An 18304-nucleotide genomic window follows, 5' to 3' on the forward strand; every position below is an offset into this window, starting at 1 on the left:
GCTGTCGCCGCAGCGAGCTACTACGGGATGGAGCGGCCCATCATGCGCCTGGGCAGGCGAGACAAGTCGTACGACGTCTCACCGGTGAACGTGGACAACAAGGCCAGCGCACATCCGAACAAGATCGACGACTGGACGACTGCCGAGGTCACTCCGGCATCTCCGTTCGGCCAGGGCTGAACGGCCGCCACCAGAGTCCCCAGCGTCACCACAGCCGCGACCACCACCAGCACGACCCGCTTCGGCAGGAACCACGAGCAGACTGCAGCAATCGCAACAGCAGCCAGGCCGATCCACCCGGACATGACCGTGCCCGCGACCGCACCGAGGACCAAAGCGACCCATGGCCCGACGTTGCGGCCTTCGCGCAGGCGATGCCCCGAATGCCTTGACCGACGCCGGAAGAACACGGCCATGGCGATGACCGACAGCAGTGCGAGCAGTCCGACCAGCAGACCGCCGCGGTACGTGCGATCCGGCATGAAGCGGGCTGTCACCACCTGCTCGGGCCCGGCCGGCAGCACCCACCCCTGCTGCCAGCCGCCGATGCGGATCGGCGTCAGCTTGTGGCCAGTGCCGTCGTACGCCTCCCAACCGTCGTTGTAGTTCTGGGCGACGGTCAGCACGGACTGCTCGTCCGCGGCCGGCACCTCGGCGGTCAGTTCGGCAGGGTTCGGCCGCCACACGTCCACGTCCTGCACCGGCGTGACGGACACGTCGCTGAACCCTGCCTTGGTCAGCGTGGTCTCGATAGGTACGAAGCCGCCACCGGCCAGGACGTCCACGGCATGGCGTCCTGCCTGCAGTGGAACCGCGGAGTCCTTTCCACACGTGCTGAACGCGACCGGCCGTCGCTGCAGCAGGTCCCGCACCGTCGCCTTGAGCTGTGTGTCCGCCGGTACGCCGTCAACGCGCACCCCCGGCCCATAGCCGCAGTACGCCCCGGTCTGGCTGTTCAGGTCGAGTGCCTTCCGCAGATCGTCGGCGCCGAGCACCCGCACCTCGGCGACGCCGACCGGCGCCGTCTGTGCCAACCCGGTAGCCGAGTCGAAGTCCACCATCGGTCTGGTCTCGGCGAAGTCCAGTTCGACCGTCCGCGCCTTCCGCTCGGCGAACCGAACGTAGCCCTCGGAGTCCACCGTGCTCCGGGTCGGCGCGCCGCCGTCGAACCGCAGCAGCACCTCGGTCGGCTGAGAGGCCGTCAGGTACGGATCGGTGAGGAACTGCAGCCCGCTCAGCTCCCTTGCCGCAGGCAACTTCAGGGTCAGGCTCGGAGCCGGATCGCTCGGGTCCGCTACCCAGCCGGTCCCGAGATCACGATCGACGGCAGCGCCCGGTCGCCCCTCGGGAGCCGTGACGGCTCGGGACGAGGCAGACGCGGTGATGGCACCCGGCACCACGAGCATGCCTTCAAGAGTCGCGCCGTCCTTCGGCAGTGCGGTCCCGTGCAGCTGGTACGACGCCGCCTGCGGGAGCTCGACACTGCGCAAGAGGCCGGTCGGCTCCTCCGAGTCCTTCGCCACGCTCTGCCGGCACAGTGGCCGGGTGTCCACGTGAAGGCAGGCAGACCGCCCGATCTGCTCGTTCCTGAACACCAGGGCACTCGGCTGCCGGTCAGTGTCCGGCACGCTGAGCCGGCTGACCGCCTGCATGCCCGGCAGGGTCACCTCGGCGATCGACACACCGCTCGGGTTCTTGCCGTCGGTCACACCGACACTCAGCCGCAACCGCTTCGTCTGGCCCGGTGGGGTTGGGATGCTCTGCGCATCGCCCGACCCCGAGACCACTGACGTCAGCGATCCGGCGTCCGTGTCCACCTGCAACGTCCGGACCGGCTCGGTCGTCGGTGGCGCCAGCGAGAACTGGACCTTCAGCCCGTCGACCGAGTGCGGCGAGTCGAAGGTCAGCTCCAGCCATTCCCCACTGCTCCGGCCGAACGTCCCCGAGATCCAGCGACTGGACGGATCGCCGTCTACTGCGGCGAACGGTCCGTTGCCCGGCCCGGTCCGCAACGTGGCGTCCGCATCCGATGCCGACGAGGACGCCCGTACGTCGGCAATGCCGCCACCCCACGTCCTGGTCGTACTCGGAGTTGCGGTGCCGTCGTCGTACCCGAGGGTGCGGCGGTGTTGCCGACTCCCCTCGGTCGCGGTGAGCACGGGCGAGTAGTTCTCGGCCGGACGGCCGACCGACACCTCACGACGTTGCATGCCGTCGGTCTGGATCAGCGGTAGTCCGTTGAGTCGCCCGGCGGCGGCGGAGCTGGTCACCGCGTCACGGTCACCGCCGAGTGCCGTCAACACGGCCGGTACGTCCTCAGCCGCGCCGCGGACTTCCACCAGTCGCGACTCCGGGACCAGCCGGCCCGCACTGGTGTCACCGACGTCGTAGATCTCCACGCTCGGGTACGGCAGCCGCATGTGGCCGTCGAGCGTCACGCCGGGCTGCTCGATCGTGCTGCCGGTGGGCGGGCCGAAGGACGCGACCCGCTTGATGCCGGACTCGGCCAGGCTCTCGTGCACGGCCAGGGTCGGCGTCACCTGCGCGTCGTACCTGAGGTCGTTGCGCACCACGACGTACCTGACGCCCGCACGCGCGAGAGCTTGCCGCAGTGTCTGGTCGCCGACGCCGGACCCGAGCCGGCGTTCCACCTCGTCGAGCCATCGCGTCGTCCCGGCAGACCCCAGTGGTACGGCGTCTCGCACGGCCATGGGTCGCTTCAGCAAGGCCTGGAACGGCTCGTCCTTCGTCGAGCCCCAGGTGAAGTCCGCGAAGGATGCGGCCGGCACCACGAGGACACTGCCCGGCGCGGACTGGTTGTCGAGCCAGGACGCGGCTTCCCGCCAGTGCGCCGGGATAGCGTCGTACCCCTCGCTCCTGGGCAGTTGACCGAAGATGGCCGGCGTTGCGACCGACACGACCAGACAGGCCACCAGCACCGGTACGACGCGACGGTGGATGCGATGCGATACCGCCCACTCGGCGAGGCGGCTCAGGGAATGCGCTGCGGCGAGGGCGAGTGGCAGTCGAACGACCAGCTCGAACTTGTGCGTGTTGCGAAGCGCTGCGAGCGGTCCGTCGAGCAGTTCCTGCAACTGCGGCGCCCAGGGTGAGCCGGCCGCACCGGCGTGGCCGAGCGTCACCAGCAGGAGTCCTGCCACGAGGGAGAGCTGCAGGAACCCGCGGTTCTTCAACGAGCCCATCGCGAGGCCTGCAAGGCCTAGCAAGGCGATGGCTGCGGTGGTGAGGATCAGCATCGGCTGCGTGACGTAGAGCCAGCCGGCCGGCCAGCTCGGTCCGCCACCGCCGGACAGGAAGTTGAGCCACTGCGACGTACCGCGGAAGGACTCGAACACACTCGCCATGCCGGTCGTCACCCGGGCGTTCTCGATCCAGTCGAGGAACGGCGGGCTGTACCGGCCGAGCAGCATCAGCGGCACGAGCCACCAGACCGACACCGCCACCACGCAGCCGAGCCAGCCGACCGCCACCTTCAGCGTCGACCGGTCCACCCGCCGAGTCATCAGCCAGATCGCCGGCAGTACGAGCGTCGCACCGGTCGCGACGGCGTTGACTCCCCCGACCAGTGCGAACGCCACGGCCGACCAGCCGACCCGCCACCAGCCCGAGCGGGCGCGCGGGGTGACGAGTGGCAGCAGTACCCACGGGGCCATCGCGATCGGCCATACCTCGATCGAGGTGATCGACAGCTCGCCGAGCATGCGAGGGCTCAGTGCGTAGAGCAGCGCCACGGTGAAGCGCGTCCACGGCACGCCGTACTGCAGGGCGTTGCACAGCTTCCAGACGCCGAGGAACGCGACGCACAGGACCAGGGACCACCACAGGCGTTGGGTGATCCAGTCCGGCACCGACAGCGAGTCGAGGAGCCAGTGGAACGGGCCGATCGGCAGCAGGTAGCCGTAGGCCTGGTTCTGCAGCTGACCGAAGGCACCCTGTGGATCCCACAGGTGCAGTGCCCGAACGAGGAAGCCGCCGGGTCCGGCCGTCAGGTCGAGCTTGGTGTCGGGCACGATCTTGCCGGGCGCTTGATGGAAGCACAGGGCGATCAGGACCAGGCAGCCCAGCACGAGCCTCGCTCGCCAGACCACCTGCTCCGAACTGCCCGCCTTGAGTCTCCTCATCGGCGCCGGAGGACCAGGACGAGATTCCAGGTCACGACCTCCCGCACACCGGGCACCGCGAGTACGCCGTACGCCCAGCGAGGGTGATATCTCGGCACCGCCGCAACGAGGTCCGCTGTCTGGCAGGAGCGAGCCCACCGCAGTCCCGCGGCCACTGTGATCGGGAACAGCGACTCACCGAACTGGTTCTTCGGCGGATGCCCCTCTCGGCGCTCGTACCGGCTGGCAGCGCGGTGTCCGCCGAGGTAATGCCACGGCGCGGTCTCATGGCCGCCGTGCGGTCCCCACCAGCCGGTGTACGACAGGAAGACCGTCCCACCGGGCCGTGTGACTCGGACCAACTCGTCAGCCATCAGCCATGGGTCGGGCACGTGCTCGACCACGTTGGACGAGAAGCAAATGTCGACTGCGGCGTCAGCAACCGGCAGCGCCATACCGCTGCCGAGCACAGTGCCCGGTGTGGGCTCGCCGCGCCCGCTCAGCTCGCCGAGGTCGGAGTCGATCGCGTAGTACGTCGCTCCAGCCCGGCGGAACGCGTCGGCGAAGTACCCGGGCCCGCCACCGACGTCGAGCAGCAGTGCGCCCTGCAGCTCGGCGTACTGCCGGACCTGCCCGACCGAATCTGCGGCAAGCGTTTCGTAGAAGCGATCCGGGTCCGACTGCTCGACTCCGAACGCCCGGAACAGCCGGACCGCCCGGCCGAGATCGGCCGTCCACTCCGGGCTTTCCGTCGCGTTCGTCATCAGTTGCACAGGCGGGACATTAACGGATCTCGCGAGGTCTGGCGGACATCGTTACTCCTTGGTAACGTCCCCGCCCATTACCTCGGGGGAGGTGACCGGAGGGGTGGGGCTGACCAGGTGCGTGCGCAGAGCGTGCTGTTGCTGAATTGGCGGGACACGACGAACCCGGAAGGTGGAGGTTCGGAGCGCTATGTGGAGGAGGTGGCGAGAGGCCTTGCAGCACTGGGCTGGTCGGTGACCGTGCTGTGCGCGGCGTACCCGGGGAGCCCCCGCGAAGCCAGTCGCCACGACGTCCGGTACGTGTATCGAGGCACCAAGGTCACGGTGTACCTGCGCGGTCTCGTGCACACCTTGCTGCACCAACCGGACCGCGTTGTCGACGTGCAGAACGGACTCCCATTCTTTACCCGTCTCGTACGTCGTACCGTCGTCGTCCTCGTGCATCACGTGCACCAGGAGCAGTGGCAGGTCGTGTACCCGGGCTGGCGCGGCCGGCTCGGCTGGTGGCTCGAATCGCGGGTAGCACCACGGTTGTACGACGACTGCCCTTACGTGACCGTGTCGTCGGCCTCACGCGACGAGCTCACCGGACTCGGCGTCGGCGACATCACGGTGATCCACAACGGCACCGATCCGGCGCCGCCACGCCAGCGCCCGCAATCGACAGTGCCAACGGTCGTATGCGTCGGACGGCTCGTTCCGCACAAGCAACTCGAGCACGCCGTCGACGCGATCGCCGAAGCACGCAAGGTCCTTCCCGCTGCACGGCTGATCGTTGTCGGCTCAGGTTGGTGGGAGGACTCGCTCCGTGCGTACGTCGACGAGCGCGGTCTGCGGGACGCGGTCGAGTTCCGCGGCCATGTGAGTGAGGACGACAAGCACGCGGCGTACGACGAGGCCTGGGTGCTCGCACTGCCAAGCCTCAAAGAGGGTTGGGGTCTCGTCGTCGGCGAGGCCGCGGGTCACGGCGTACCGACGGTGGCCTACCGCAGTGCGGGCGGCCCGACAGAGTCCGTCCACGACGGAGTGTCGGGCGTGCTGGTGGACAGCCCGCAGCACTTCGCCGGCGCGATCGCCGCGCTGCTGCAGGACGACGCACTGCGGCAGCGGTTGTCAGAAGGGGCGTCGGCCAGTGCGGGCAAGTTCACCTGGTGTGCGGCCGCACTGGCCTTCGACCGGCTGCTGACGCCTACTTCACCCCGTAGCCGACGATCGGGTCGTCCGCCTGCCCCTGCGTCTGGCCGGGCGGCGGCGCCGGGTCGTCCTTCACCGACTGCACCACCCCGACAACCGTCGTGGTAGCGACTGCCAGTCCGGCGAGTACGGCGATGGCCGCACCGATCAGTGATCCCATGGAACGTGTCCCCTCCCGGTCAAGTGAACCGAAGAGTAACAACGCCTCGCCAGAGAAACCAGAGCGGCGATCAAGGTCGCCCAGGCAGCCGCCCAGGCAGCCAGTACGACGACAATCCGCCAGGGCGCGTGGTGTTGCGGCACGGGCGTTCCCGCGAGCCGGTAGACGGTCACGGTCGGACCGGAGAACTCCTCCCTGAGCCCGTGCAACAGCGTTGTCGGGACCGGACCGCCCGCCTCGCGATCGACCACGATCCAGCCCACACCATGCTGCAGCAGAACGTCAGTCGGATCCGACCCGTCCCGCACGCCGGCCCGGATCGCGGTTGCCACGTCGGCCGCCTGTGGATCCTCGCCGGCCAGGCGGTGCCCGCCGACGATCAGTTCGTCGGGCGCGATCGATGGCTGCGCGAAGTAGCGGGGCATCGGGTCGAGCACGGGACGGCGGCTGTTCCACACCGGTGCCCGATAGGACTCGTAGGGCCAAGGAATGAAACGGCCAGCGACCGCGTGCTGTGCCTGCTGCCAGTCCGACGGATACTCCGAAACCTTCAGGCCGGCTCCTCCGGCCAACGCAGGCAGAGCGGCGATCGGCAGCAGCACCGCAGTGGCTCCCACGACACGCTGCATGCGGACGTACCGGAGTACAGCTGTCACCGCAACACCGAAGCCGACGGACTCGAGCAGGATCAGTGGTGGCAGATAGCGCTGCCCGTCGCGGAACAGGCCGGCTCCTGGCACGTGCGCAACGACCTGGGCGAACGCACCCGGCGCGACCACGCCGGCCAGCCCGATGAGCAGAGCGACCACGGCTGCTGTCACCAGTGCGCCGACTACGCGGTCTTGTCGCCACCACAGCACCACGCCGGCCACCGACAGGACCAGCATCGCGACCGCAAAGATGGTCGGCAGTAGGTCGCCTCGATTGCCGGGGACAACGTTTGCGTTCCACACGCCTCCCAGCGTGAGGAGTGTGGGCAACACGCCCCCATAGCCCTCGTCACGTGCCGCGAACGCAGTCACCGAGGCTGGATCGCTGGTTGCACCTCCGCCATGGACGAGACCCGCAACCAGCCACGGTGCATTGACGAGCAGTGCTGCGCCCAGCGGCCAGATCTTCGGAGCCCGTGGCGGCCACAGCAGGATCAGCCCCGCCATCAGCAGTCCGGTGATTCCACCCGATGCCGTCAGCGCACACCCGGCCGACGCCAGCACGAACCCTGGCCACCCTTGTCCCCGGCGCAGTCGTAGTGCCGACCGCACCAGCCACGGCAGGGCGGCGTACCCGAGGAGGAGTGCCCACGCACCGAGCCGGAGCCGCTCGGCGACGAACGGGTTCCACAGGTAGAGCGTGGCGGCCGCAGCGCCTGGCAGCGCGCCACCCAGCCGGACCTCGCGCCAGAGAGCGGTCATGCCGAGGCCGGAGAGTAATGGGATGGCCACGAGGACGAGCTTGTTGACCAGTACGCCGCCGACCACGTCGAGCAGGGCCACGACGACATCCGACGGGACCGCGCGCGGCATGGCCGTTGTGACACCGAAGAGGTCAAGCCGTACCGTGAGGTCCGGCACGAACACCATGTCGTAGCCGACCACGAAGCCTGGAGCGAGCAGCGGAGCAGTGATCAGCAGGGTGAGCAGGACAGGCCACAACCACGGCAGGACGCGCTTGGCACGTTCTGACATGACCACCTCCCCACCCAATGCCCTGAGGCAGTAGAGCATGAGTTCAGACACCACTCCGGAGCAAGAGCCCAGACGGTTGGCATTCCTGCGCAGTGCCACGGTCGTTGCCGTCGGCATGGCCATCATGAACGTAGCCGCCTACGGTTTCACGCTGATCGGGACGCACACGCTCGTGCCCGAGCAGTTCGGCGCCATGACCGCGCTGCTCGGCCTGCTGCTGATCGGCAACGTCGCCTCGCTCGGACTGCAGGCAACCGGGGCCCGCCGCCTCGCCACTCACAGCGGGAACAGCGCCGCGGGCTTGGCCGACACCATGCTCAAGGCGGGTCGCCGTGCGGCTGTCGGACTCACCGCGGTGTGCCTGGTGGCGACGCCCCTGTTCATGTGGATGCTGCACATCGACTCCGTGGTCGCGGTCCTGCTGCTCGCTCCCACACTCGGCTTCCTGACGCTGATGGGCTCACAGCTCGGTGTCCTCCAAGGCAGCCAGCGCTGGACCGAGTTGGCGGCCGTCTACACCGCTGTCGGCATCGGCCGCCTCGTGCTCGGTGGTGGTGCACTGCTCGTGCACCCGTCCCTCGACTCGGCGATGATCGGTCTGGCTCTCGGCGCCGCCGTACCTCCACTGCTGGGCGGCTTGCTGCTCCGGGGATCGGCCGGCGGTACCGCCGCGGAGATGAAGGCGGTACTGCGGGAGACGATGCACGGAACGCACACCCTGCTGGCGTTCTTCGCGATCGCCAACGCGGACGTGCTGTTCGCGCGTGCGTTGCTCGACGGCAGGGACAGCGGGTACTACGCGGCCGGGCTGATCGTGTCGAAGGCGTGCCTGTTCCTGCCGCAGTTCGTCATCGTGCTCGTGTTCCCGTCACTGGCCAGTTCCCCCGGTGACACCCTCCGGCTACGCCGGGCGATCGTCGCCGTCGCGGGGCTCGGTGTCTGCTCGGTCATCGGCACCCTCGTGCTGCCCAACCTGATCGTCGCGATCATCGGCGGCCAGGAGAAGTACGCGGCACTCGGTCCGTACACGTGGTTGTTCGCGGTCTCCGGCTCGGCGTACGCCGTACTGCAACTGGTCGTGTACGCCGCGATCGCGCAGCAGGAGAAGCGTGCCGCCCTGGTGATCTGGGTCGGCCTCGCCGTACTCGCGGTCGCGGCCGGGATCGTGCTCGGCACCGGCATCGCCACCGGGCTCAACGGCGTGAAGGTGCTGGTCGCGATGACCAGCACCTGCGCGCTGCTGCTGTCGGCCGTCCTGGCGACGGGACTCCACCGCCAGGCCAGCAGCACCTGACTCACCAGAGACTGGACTTGGCGAACCGGCGGGCGAAGGTGTTCGCCAGCACCAGCAGCACCAGCCCGATGACGGAGCGGAACAACCCGATCGCCGTCGCATAGCTGAACTGCGGCACCGCCGAGGCCAGACCGATCTTGTAGACGTAGGTGTCGATCACTTCCGCGGTGTCGAGGTTGAGGTTGTTCTGCATCAGCAGCACCTTCTCGAACCCGACCGACAGGATCGAGCCGATGTTCAGGATCAGCAGGATCACCGCCACCGGCACGATCGCCGGCAGGTCGATGTGCCACATCCGCCGCAGCCGGGACGCGCCGTCCACGATCGCCGCCTCGTGCAGTTCCGGCGGAACACTGGTCAGCGCGGCCAGGTAGATGATCGCGGCGAACCCCATCGTCTGCCAGGCCCCCGACCACACATAGATGTGCCGGAACATCCCGGAGTCGCCCATGATGTCGACCGGCCCGAAGCCGAACAGCCCGAGGAACTTGTTCGCCACCCCGGTGTTCGGGTTCGTCAGTACGACGACCAGCCCGACCACGACCACCGTGGAGATGAAGTGCGGCGCGTAGGTGATCAGCTGCGCCGACCGGCTGAACCACTTCTTCCGGATCGTGTTCAGGCAGAGCGCGAGGATGATCGGCAGCGGGAACGTGGCCACCAGTTCGTAGACGTGCAGGTACACGGTGTTCTTGATCAGCCGCCAGAACTGGTACGATTCCACGAACCGGTGGAAGTGCTTCGTCCCGACCCACGGGCTGCCCCAGATCCCGGACACCACGTTTTAGTCCTTGAACGCGATGATCACGCCGTACATCGGCCAGTAGGCGAAGATCGCCAGCCAGATCAGCGGCAGCGCCAGCATCGCGTACAGCTGCCAGTTCCGGCGCATCCGCAACCCCAGTCCGACCGCGGACCCCGCCGTACGCGTGCGCTTTTGGGCCGCCGTCCGGACCGACGAGCGGGCTTGTGCTTCGGTGGATGTCACCATGTGCTCATCCCTTCAAGGAGCCGATCATGGCTCCCTTGACGAAGTGCTTCTGGACGAACGGGTAGACCAGCAGCGGCGGGATCATCCCGATCACGATCAGCGAGTACTTCAGCTGCTGCTGCAGCTCCTTCAGCTGGATCAGCTTGCTGGTGTCGGGCATCTGCGACGGGTCGATCTTCGACTGGATGAGGATCTGCCGCAGGATCACCTGCAACGGGAACAGGTGCTCGTTGGTCAGGTAGATCAGCGCGTTGAAGAACGAGTTCCACTGCCCGACCGCGTAGAAGAGCAGGTTCACCGCGATGATCGGCTTGCTCAGCGGCAGCACGATCCGCCAGAAGAACCCGAAGTCGCTGCAGCCGTCCACCTTCCCGGCCTCGACCAGCTCCTCCGGGATCGTCACCATGAAGTAGGTCCGGGTGATGATCACGTTCCAGACCGCCAGCGCGGCCGGCAGGATGATCGCCCACCGCGTGTTCAGCAGGCCGAGCTTGTCCACCACCAGGTACGTCGGGATCAGCCCGCCGCTGAACATCATCGTGAATACGAACGCCGCCATGATCAGGCCCTTGCCCGGCAGCCCCTTCCGCGACAGCGGGTACGCCGCCAGCAGCGTGAGGACCGTGGCCACCACAGCCCCGACGACCGCGTAGTACACGGAGTTGCCGAAGCCACTGACGATCGAGTCGTAGTCGAAGATCGCCTTGTACGCGTCCAGGGTGAACCCGACCGGCCACAGCCAGACCTCACCGGAGGCCACCTTCTTGGTGTTGCTGACCGAGGCGCTGAGCACGTAGATCAACGGGTAGAGGACGGCGAGGCAGAACAGTCCGAGCGCGGTGTAGATGCAGGCCGACGCGATCTTGTCGCCTCGGGTGTCCTGGATCGACGCCCCCACCGCGAGCCGCCGCTCGTCCGGCGGCAGCGTGCCCGCGCTCATGCGTTGTAGGTCTCGTAGGCGGCCTGCTGGAGATCGAGATACGGCTTCACGCCGATCTTGCCGACCCGGTCCTTGAAGTCGTTCCAGGCGCCGTCGTCGTTCGGGTCGAGTTGCCCGGTGACGAACCGCGCGAACGACTGGTTGACCTCGGTCTTCAGGTTCGTCTTCAGCTCCGACTCCTGCGCGGCCTGGTCCTGGTCCAGGGTGACCGGCGGGAACTGCATCTCCTGCGGCTGCTTGTACGGGAAGTAGTTGTCGACGGTCTGCTGGTAGAGCGGCTTCTCGAAGGTCATGTCGGCGGGGTTCACCCGCTCGGCGAGCCGGAAGTCCTGGGACCGGTACATCGTGTTGTCCTGGCTCCAGCTGATGTTCTTCTCGGTGTTCCAGGTCGCCGAGAACCCGAACACGGCCTGCTTGCCGTTGATCCCGAGGTCGCCTTTCTTGGCCCACTCGAACTTCGGGCCGCCGTACCCGCGCAGGATCGCCTCCAGCTCCATCTGCGCGTCGGCCCACTGGACCAGCAGCTCCGGCTTGGCGCACTTCTTGGTGATCACGAGCTTGGCCACCTCGACACCCACGCCGAGATAGTTCCAGGCGGCGTACCGGACCTTGTTCGGTCCCTCCAGCGGCGGGATGGCCAGGTACTTGCGCCAGCGCGCGTTCGGGTCCTTCTGGTCGATGTCGAGGAAGCCGCCCCAGTAGTAGGACCGGGCGCCGCCGATGATCGGCTTGCCCGGCGCCTTGCCGTACCGGTCCATCTGGTCCTGGTCAGCGGTGAACACGTCCTTGTTGATCAGGCCCTCGGCGTACAGGCCGTGGATGTACTTCAGGCCCTCGCGCCATTCGTCCTTGTCGAAGGTGACGTCGACCTTGCCGTCGTTGACGACCAGCCACGGATCGCCCGGGTTGTAGAGGAAGGAGTTCATGAAGAACGTGTCGAGCGGCGCGTCCTTGTAGCCGGCGAACGGGATGGTCCGGCCGTTGCCGCCGAGGTCGGCCTTCTTGAAGGCCCGGAGCACCTCGCGGAACTCGTCGGTGGTCTTCGGGACGTCCAGGCCGACCTGCTTGATCCAGTCGGTGTTGAGGAATGTCCGGCTGTTGCTGGCCCGGCAGTGGTAGCAGTCGTTGATGTTCGGGAACGAGTAGATCTTCTTGTCCGGCGCCTGCACCAGCTTGCGGGTGTCCGGGTAGTCCTTCATCGCCTGCTGCAGGTTCAGCGCATACCCGTCGATGTACTGACCGACGTCGGTGAACAGTCCCTGCTGGCCGTACAGGTACAGCTGGGAGCGGGTGAAGTGCACACCCATGAACGCGTCCGGGATGTCGCCGGCCGCGATCATCGCGTTCACCTTGGTCATGATGTCGTCGTCGGTCCCGCCGACCTGGTTCCACTCGATGTGGATGTTGGTCTTCTGCTCCAGCCACTTGGTGAAGGCGTTGGTCTTCCAGTCGCCGATCGTCACGTCCTGCGGTACGACGATCTTGAAGGTGACCTTCTCGCTGGTGATCGGCTTCAGCTCCCGGGCGACCGGTCCGACGTACCCCTCCGGGTACTGCACCGTGGTCAGCTTCGGGCCGAGGGTGACGCTGGGCGCGGCCTGGCCGGCGCCGGCAGCAGCACCGCCGGCACTGCTCGAACTACTGCAGGCACTGAGCAGACCGCCGCCGGCTGTCGCGGCGGTCAGTCCGAGTGCCCCCGCGATGAGTGATCGACGGCTGAGTCCGGTGCGCCGGGCATCGAAGTTCGGCATGAGTTCCTCCTAGGCGGCTGGGTCGGAACGGCACGAAATATCCGATAGGATCTCGGATCTTGCCCGGGAGGATGACATAGAAAAAGACGGTGCGGAAGACCTCGACGGCAACCGAACGGAATCAGTCGCTCACTGTCCGCATCTTGCGTGCAACCGCTTTCCACTTACTGTCTATCGGACATCTTTCTTGCGGAAAGTAAGTCCCAGCAGCGGCTCGATAGGGTGCTGCGCATGACGACCCCGAAGTTCATCCTCGAACTGCGCGAGAAGATCGGGCATGACCTGCTCTGGCTCACCGGCATCACGGGTGTGGTCCTGAACGACCGCGCGGAGATCCTGCTCGTCCGGCGCGCCGACAACGGGCGCTGGAGCCTGGTCGCCGGCATCCTCGAACCGGGCGAGCAGCCGGCCCACGGCCTGGCCCGCGAGATCCACGAGGAGACCGCGGTCGACGTCGTCGTCGAGCGCCTGGTCAGCGTCACGGCGCTGCCCCCGGCCAGCTACCCCAACGGCGACCAGGTCCAGTACCTCGAGCTCTGCTTCCGCTGCCGCCCGCTGCGCGGCGAGCCCCGGGTCAACGACGATGAGTCCCTCGAGGTCCGCTGGTGGCCGTTGGCTGACCTGCCCCCGCTCACCCCCCGCGAGCACGAGTCGATCGCCAACGCCCTCTCCCCCAACCCGCTGCCGCTACTACCGGGAGTCGGAGGCTGACAAGCCCTGGCTGGGCGCTAGTGAGCTGCCTCGTGCCAGGTGCGGCCGATGCCGACGGAGACGTCGAGGGGGACGGTCATCTCGACGGCGTGGCCCATGTCGCGACGGACCAGTTCCTCGAGCGCCTCGCGCTCGCCGGGGGCGATCTCGAAGACGAGCTCGTCGTGGACCTGCAGGAGCATCCGCGACTTCAGGCCGGACTCGCGCAGTGAGGCGTCGACCTTCAGCATCGCCATCTTGATCACGTCCGCGGCCGAGCCCTGGATCGGGGCGTTCAGCGCCATCCGCTCGGCCATCTCACGGCGTTGGCGGTTGTCGCTGGTGAGGTCCGGCAGGTACCGCCGGCGGCCCAGGATCGTCTCGGTGTACCCGCTCTTGCCGGCGTCGATGACGATCGACCGCAGGTAGTCCCGGACGCCGCCGAACCGCTCGAAGTACTCGTCCATCAGGCCGCGCGCCTCGTCCACGCCGATCTTCAGCTGCTGGCTGAGCCCGTACGCCGACAGGCCGTACGCGAGCCCGTAGTTCATCGCCTTGATCTTGGCCCGCATCTCCTGCGTCACCTCGGACGGCTCGACCGAGAAGACCCGCGACGCCGTCACCGAGTGGAAGTCCATGCCCGAGTTGAACGCCGAGATCAGCCCCTCGTCCTCGGACACGTGCGCCATGATCCGCATCTCGATCTGGCTGTAGTCCGCGGACATCAGCGCCTCGTTGCCCTCGCCGACGATGAACGCCTGCCGGATCCGGCGGCCCTCCTCGGTCCGGATCGGGATGTTCTGCAGGTTCGGGTCGGTCGAGCTGAGCCGCCCGGTCGCCGCGATCGTCTGGTTGAACGTGGTGTGGATCCGGGCGTCCTTCGGGCTGATCGTCTTCAGCAGCCCCTCGACGGTCTGCCGCAGCCGGGTCGCGTCGCGGTGTGCGAGCAGGTAGGCCAGGAACGGGTGCTCGGTCTTCTCGAACAGCGCCTGCAGCGAGTCCGCGTCGGTGGTGTACCCCGTCTTGGTCCGCTTGGTCTTCGGCATCTGCAGCTCGTCGAACAGCACCACCTGCAGCTGCTTCGGCGACCCGAGGTTGATCTCCTTGCCGATCACGTCGTACGCCGCCGTCGCGGCCTCCCGCACTCCGGTGGCGAACCGCTCCTCGAGCTCCTCCAGATACGGCCGGTCGACCGCGATCCCGTCGCGCTCCATCCCGGCGATCACGTCGATCAGCGGCAACTCGACATCCGCGAGCAGCGCCGTACCGGCCTGCTTCTCGAGCTCGGCGTCCAGCGTGTCGGCCAGGTCGGCGATCGCCCGGGCGCGCAGCATCGTGTGGTCCGCGGCCGGGCCGCCCTCGATGTCGTCGAAGCTGAGCTGACCGTTCTCGGCCTCCTCGTTGCGCAACTCGCGCTTGAGGTAGCGCACGGTCAGGTCGGCCAGGTCGTACGAGCGCTGGTCCGGGCGGGCCAGATACGCGCTCAGCTGGGTGTCCGAGCTCAGGCCGGCCAGCGTCCAGCCACGCTCGAGGAACCCGAGCAGCGGGCCCTTCGCGTCGTGCAGCGCCTTCGGCTGCTTCGGGTCGGCGAGCCAGGCCTGCCAGGCCGCGTCGTCGTCCGGCGTCAGTGCGATCGGGTCGAACCAGGCCGCCGCGCCGGAGGTGTTCGCCAGCGCCAGGCCGGTGATCTCGCCGGTGCCGCGGCCCCAGCTGCCCTGCACCGCCACGCCGACCCGCTCGCCGGCGCTGACGTGCTCCTTGAGCCAGCCGGCCACCTCGCCCGGCTTGAGCTGCACACCGTCCAGCTCGAACCCGTGGTCGACGGTCGCGTCGACCTCCTCGTGCTCGGCGACCAGCCGCTCGCGCAGCACCCGGAACTCCAGGCTGTCGAACAGCGTGTGCACCTTGTCCCGGTCCCACGGCGTGCGGACCAGGTCGTCGACCGTGACGTCCAGGGTCAGGTCGCGGACCAGCTCGTTGATCTGCCGGTTCCGGATCACGTCGGCGAGGTGCTCGCGCAGCGACTCGCCGGCCTTGCCCTTGATCTCGTTGACCCGGTCGACCACGTCGTTCAGCGAGCCGAACTGGTTCAGCCACTTGGCCGCGGTCTTCGGCCCGACCCCGGGCACGCCGGGCAGGTTGTCGCTCTGCTCGCCCACCAGGGCCGCGAGATCCGGGTACAGCTGCGGGGTCACGCCGTACTTGTCCTCGACTGCCGCCGGGTCCATCCGGGCGATCTCGGACACGCCACGCTTCGGGTACAGCACCGTGACGTCGTCGCTGACCAGCTGGAACGCGTCCCGGTCACCGCTGCTGATCAGCACCTCGAAGCCCTGCTCGGCGGCCTGCGTGGCGAGGGTGGCGATGACGTCGTCGGCCTCCCAGCCGTCGATCTCGGTGGTCGGGATCCGGAGCGCGTCCAGCACCTCCTTGACCAGCGAGACCTGTCCCTTGAACTCGTCCGGCGACTTCGACCGGCCCGCCTTGTACTCCGCGTACTGCTCGGAGCGGAAGGTCTTGCGGGACACGTCGAACGCGACGCAGATGTGCGTCGGCTGCTCGTCGCGGAGCATGTTGATCAGCATCGAGGTGAACCCGTACACCGCGTTGGTGTGCTGCCCGGTGGTGGTGGAGAAGTTCTCCACCGGGAGCGCGTAGAACGCCCGGTACGCCAGCGAGTGCCCGTCCAGCAGCAGGATCCGCGGGCGGCCGGCGCCGGCCTGCGGGGTGTCCTTGGTCATCGTCGAGGTGTCGGTTTCTGGAGCCACACACCGACTCTAGTGGTTCCCCCCGACAGTTCTGACACACCCGCGTAGTCTGCCCCTGTGACTGATCAATTGGACCTCGGGCCGGGCATGGGCATGGACGGGACTCTGCTGCAGCTGATGGGAATCGTTGTCAGCGAGGCATCCCCGGACAGGGTGGTCGCGACGATGCCGGTCAACGGCAACACCCAGCCCTACGGTCTCCTCCACGGCGGCGCGTCGTGCGTACTCGCGGAAAGCCTCGGCTCCATCGGATCCGCGCTGCACGCGGCGGGCTACGGCAAGGTCGCGGTCGGTGTCGACATCAACGCCACCCACCACCGCGCGGTCCGCGAAGGGACCGTGACCGGGGTCGCCACCCCGATCTACCTCGGCCGGACCACGACGTCGTACGAAGTGGTCGTCACCGACGACCGGGACAAGCGGGTCTGCACCGCGCGGATCACGTGCCAGCTGATTCAGGCTCCGCCGGGTAGCTGACGTCGACACCCAGCGGCGCGTCGGCCGGCAGCGGTCGGCTGAGCTGAGCCCGCCGGGCGACCGCGGACCGGCGTGACGAGAGCAGGGCGAGCAGGTTCGGCGCGTGCTCCGCGGCGATCCGGCGACGCACCGTGTGCGTAGTCGCGAACCGCAGTACGCCGGCCTGTCCGAGACCCAGCCGCGCCAGGAACCTGTTCGCCTCACGGGCGATCGCGGGCGCGACCACGGCCAGGTGTGCGCAACTCTCGTGCTCGGCCCATGCGACCGCCTCCGCGATCAGCGCCTTGCCCAGGCCGTGCCGGCGGGCGACGTCACTGACGTGCAGGTACTCGACCGCCACCGTCTGGTCGTCGTGCAGCGGAGTGACCATGGTCCGGCGCAGATACGCCATCCCGTGCACCTCGCCGTCCAGCTCACCCACCAGCAGCCGGCCGAACGGATCGTCCAGGTGCTTGCTGACGGCAACCTCGACGGCGGCCGCGGACGGCGTCGCGGGCAACCGGGACGGATGCGCGCCGGCGCCGGCCAGCTCGCGCCACAACGCGACGAGGGCATCGGCGTCACCACGCCGGGCGTCCCGCACCTCGATGGCTGCTGCCACAGCGACCTCCTGGTCTGGTCCACCCCCGAGGTGAACGGAGACGGCGGATACGCTCGTCCTCGCGCAACAGTAGGCCCTCGGAGGTCACTTGCAAAAGCTGCACCGCACGGGGTGATCGGAGACAGTTTTGTTCATCGGAATCGGCACCGTGGTGAACGTCGCGACGGTGCTCGTCGGGTCGGTACTCGGCGTACTCATCGGCCACCGGCTGAGTCACCGGACCCGCGATCTCGTCACCGATGCGATCGGTCTGGTCACGCTGGTGATCGCGATCTCGGGGGCGCTCGCGGTCAGCGATCGCGTCCTCAGTGACGCCGTCGGCGACAGCGCTCCGGTACTGATCGTGCTCGGCGCGATGCTGATCGGCGGGATCGCCGGCTCGCTACTGCGGATCGAGCTGCGGCTGGAAGGTTTCGGCGCGTGGATCCAGCAACGGTTCGACCGGGGCGAGGGACAGAGCACCTTCGTCGAGGGCTTCGTTTCGGCATCGATGGTGTTCTGTGTCGGGCCGCTGACGTTCCTGGGGTCGTTGTCCGACGGGCTGGGCCGCGGCGCGGATCAGCTGTACCTGAAGGCGGTTCTGGACGGTTTCACCTCGATCGCGTTCGCCGCATCGTTCGGCTGGGGCGTGGCTGCCTCCGCGCTGGTGGTGCTGGTCGTCCAGGGCTCGGTGACCGCGGTCGGCGCCGTACTGGGCGACGTACTCCCGGAGGCGCATGTGACTGCGTTGGGGGCCACTGGCGGGGTGATGCTGATCGGCGTCGCGCTGCGGCTGCTGAAGCTCAAGCAGGTCGCGGTAGCCGATCTGCTGCCGGCGCTGATCGTCGCTCCCCTGCTCGTGCAGCTACTTGTTGTCATCCGCAACTGA

14 protein-coding genes and 1 pseudogene are annotated in these 18304 nt (G+C 67.9%); 5 read left to right on the plus strand and 10 right to left on the minus strand.

The annotated features are described in order from the left end of the window. Positions 1–20: 20 nt before the first annotated feature. Together ACXC9Q_RS24250 and ACXC9Q_RS24255 are read right to left on the minus strand one after the other, a co-directional pair. Positions 21–4142 carry an alpha-(1->3)-arabinofuranosyltransferase gene (locus ACXC9Q_RS24250; RefSeq protein ID WP_457058948.1) on the minus strand — a complete coding sequence of 1374 codons (4122 nt, stop codon included), beginning with the start codon at positions 4140–4142 and terminating at the stop codon, positions 21–23. Continuing rightward, a complete protein-coding gene (locus tag ACXC9Q_RS24255) occupies positions 4139–4885 on the minus strand; it encodes a class I SAM-dependent methyltransferase (RefSeq protein ID WP_457059186.1) in 747 nt (248 codons plus the stop codon). Before ACXC9Q_RS24255 ends, ACXC9Q_RS24250 begins: the two co-directional genes overlap by 4 nt. Positions 4886–5002: 117 nt before the next feature. Between ACXC9Q_RS24255 and ACXC9Q_RS24260 the strand changes: the two genes are divergently transcribed. Beyond that, entirely contained in the window at positions 5003–6187 is a 1185-nt protein-coding gene (locus ACXC9Q_RS24260; protein WP_457058949.1) for a glycosyltransferase family 4 protein, read from the plus strand. Here the strand turns inward: ACXC9Q_RS24260 and ACXC9Q_RS24265 are convergent. Both ACXC9Q_RS24265 and ACXC9Q_RS24270 read right to left on the minus strand, forming a co-directional pair. Further along, positions 6150–6239 (minus strand): annotated as a pseudogene (locus ACXC9Q_RS24265) (DUF2613 family protein); the annotation flags it as partial. The gene ACXC9Q_RS24260 and the pseudogene ACXC9Q_RS24265 sit on opposite strands and share 38 nt — an antisense overlap. After that, positions 6227–7924, minus strand: coding sequence for a hypothetical protein (locus tag ACXC9Q_RS24270; protein WP_457058950.1), 1698 nt, complete (start codon positions 7922–7924; stop codon positions 6227–6229). The gene ACXC9Q_RS24270 and the pseudogene ACXC9Q_RS24265, both read right to left, overlap by 13 nt. 37 nt (positions 7925–7961) lie before the next feature. On the opposite strand from ACXC9Q_RS24270, the gene ACXC9Q_RS24275 reads away from it, so the two are divergent. Next, positions 7962–9218 (plus strand): lipopolysaccharide biosynthesis protein, encoded by a 1257-nt coding sequence (locus tag ACXC9Q_RS24275; protein WP_457058951.1) that lies wholly within the window; start codon positions 7962–7964, stop codon positions 9216–9218. Position 9219: 1 nt separating this feature from the next. Here the strand turns inward: ACXC9Q_RS24275 and ACXC9Q_RS24280 are convergent, their stop codons facing one another. From ACXC9Q_RS24280 to ACXC9Q_RS24295, 4 genes are read right to left on the minus strand one after another with little or no spacing between them, the layout of a single operon-like run. Then, positions 9220–9999, minus strand: a complete 780-nt coding sequence (locus ACXC9Q_RS24280; RefSeq protein WP_457058952.1) for an ABC transporter permease — start codon at positions 9997–9999, stop codon at positions 9220–9222. 3 nt (positions 10000–10002) lie between these two features. After that, positions 10003–10209, minus strand: coding sequence for a hypothetical protein (locus ACXC9Q_RS24285; protein ID WP_457058953.1), 207 nt, complete (start codon positions 10207–10209; stop codon positions 10003–10005). Between the two features lie 4 nt (positions 10210–10213). Continuing rightward, entirely contained in the window at positions 10214–11149 is a 936-nt protein-coding gene (locus ACXC9Q_RS24290; protein ID WP_457058954.1) for a carbohydrate ABC transporter permease, read from the minus strand. Then, on the minus strand, positions 11146–12900 hold the full coding sequence (locus tag ACXC9Q_RS24295; protein WP_457058956.1) for an extracellular solute-binding protein: 1755 nt from the start codon (positions 12898–12900) through the stop codon (positions 11146–11148). Before ACXC9Q_RS24295 ends, ACXC9Q_RS24290 begins: the two co-directional genes overlap by 4 nt. A 231-nt stretch (positions 12901–13131) precedes the next feature. Here ACXC9Q_RS24295 and ACXC9Q_RS24300 point away from each other — a divergent pair, with 231 nt between their 5' ends. Further along, on the plus strand, positions 13132–13611 hold the full coding sequence (locus ACXC9Q_RS24300; RefSeq protein ID WP_457058958.1) for an NUDIX hydrolase: 480 nt from the start codon (positions 13132–13134) through the stop codon (positions 13609–13611). A 17-nt stretch (positions 13612–13628) separates the two neighbouring features. Here ACXC9Q_RS24300 and polA read toward each other — a convergent pair whose 3' ends face one another. Then, entirely contained in the window at positions 13629–16331 is a 2703-nt protein-coding gene (gene polA / locus ACXC9Q_RS24305) for a DNA polymerase I (protein WP_457059187.1), read from the minus strand. An 84-nt stretch (positions 16332–16415) separates the two neighbouring features. Here polA and ACXC9Q_RS24310 point away from each other — a divergent pair, with 84 nt between their 5' ends. Beyond that, the gene (locus tag ACXC9Q_RS24310; RefSeq protein ID WP_457058959.1) at positions 16416–16835 is read left to right on the plus strand and encodes a PaaI family thioesterase; all 420 of its coding nucleotides are present in this window, start codon (positions 16416–16418) and stop codon (positions 16833–16835) included. On the opposite strand, the gene ACXC9Q_RS24315 is transcribed toward ACXC9Q_RS24310, so the two are convergent. Continuing rightward, positions 16798–17436: an N-acetyltransferase family protein gene (locus tag ACXC9Q_RS24315; RefSeq protein ID WP_457058960.1), complete on the minus strand. Its 639-nt coding sequence runs from the start codon at positions 17434–17436 to the stop codon at positions 16798–16800. The genes ACXC9Q_RS24310 and ACXC9Q_RS24315 overlap by 38 nt on opposite strands. 127 nt (positions 17437–17563) lie before the next feature. Here ACXC9Q_RS24315 and ACXC9Q_RS24320 point away from each other — a divergent pair, with 127 nt between their 5' ends. Then, the gene (locus ACXC9Q_RS24320; RefSeq protein WP_457058961.1) at positions 17564–18304 is read left to right on the plus strand and encodes a DUF554 domain-containing protein; all 741 of its coding nucleotides are present in this window, start codon (positions 17564–17566) and stop codon (positions 18302–18304) included.

It is taken from the genome of Kribbella sp. CWNU-51, from assembly GCF_054073265.1.

Excerpts from the sequence above, each read along its gene's own strand:
- ACXC9Q_RS24300 (WP_457058958.1), top strand. The coding sequence starts at position 13,132 with ATGACGACCCCGAAGTTCATCCTCGAACTGCGCGAGAAGATCGGGCAT.
- ACXC9Q_RS24295 (WP_457058956.1), bottom strand. The coding sequence starts at position 12,900 with ATGCCGAACTTCGATGCCCGGCGCACCGGACTCAGCCGTCGATCACTC.
- ACXC9Q_RS24290 (WP_457058954.1), bottom strand. The coding sequence starts at position 11,149 with ATGAGCGCGGGCACGCTGCCGCCGGACGAGCGGCGGCTCGCGGTGGGG.
- ACXC9Q_RS24270 (WP_457058950.1), bottom strand. The coding sequence starts at position 7,924 with ATGTCAGAACGTGCCAAGCGCGTCCTGCCGTGGTTGTGGCCTGTCCTG.
- ACXC9Q_RS24255 (WP_457059186.1), bottom strand. The coding sequence starts at position 4,885 with ATGACGAACGCGACGGAAAGCCCGGAGTGGACGGCCGATCTCGGCCGG.
- ACXC9Q_RS24275 (WP_457058951.1), top strand. The coding sequence starts at position 7,962 with ATGAGTTCAGACACCACTCCGGAGCAAGAGCCCAGACGGTTGGCATTC.
- ACXC9Q_RS24250 (WP_457058948.1), bottom strand. The coding sequence starts at position 4,142 with ATGAGGAGACTCAAGGCGGGCAGTTCGGAGCAGGTGGTCTGGCGAGCG.
- ACXC9Q_RS24285 (WP_457058953.1), bottom strand. The coding sequence starts at position 10,209 with ATGGTGACATCCACCGAAGCACAAGCCCGCTCGTCGGTCCGGACGGCG.
- polA (WP_457059187.1), bottom strand. The coding sequence starts at position 16,331 with ATGACCAAGGACACCCCGCAGGCCGGCGCCGGCCGCCCGCGGATCCTG.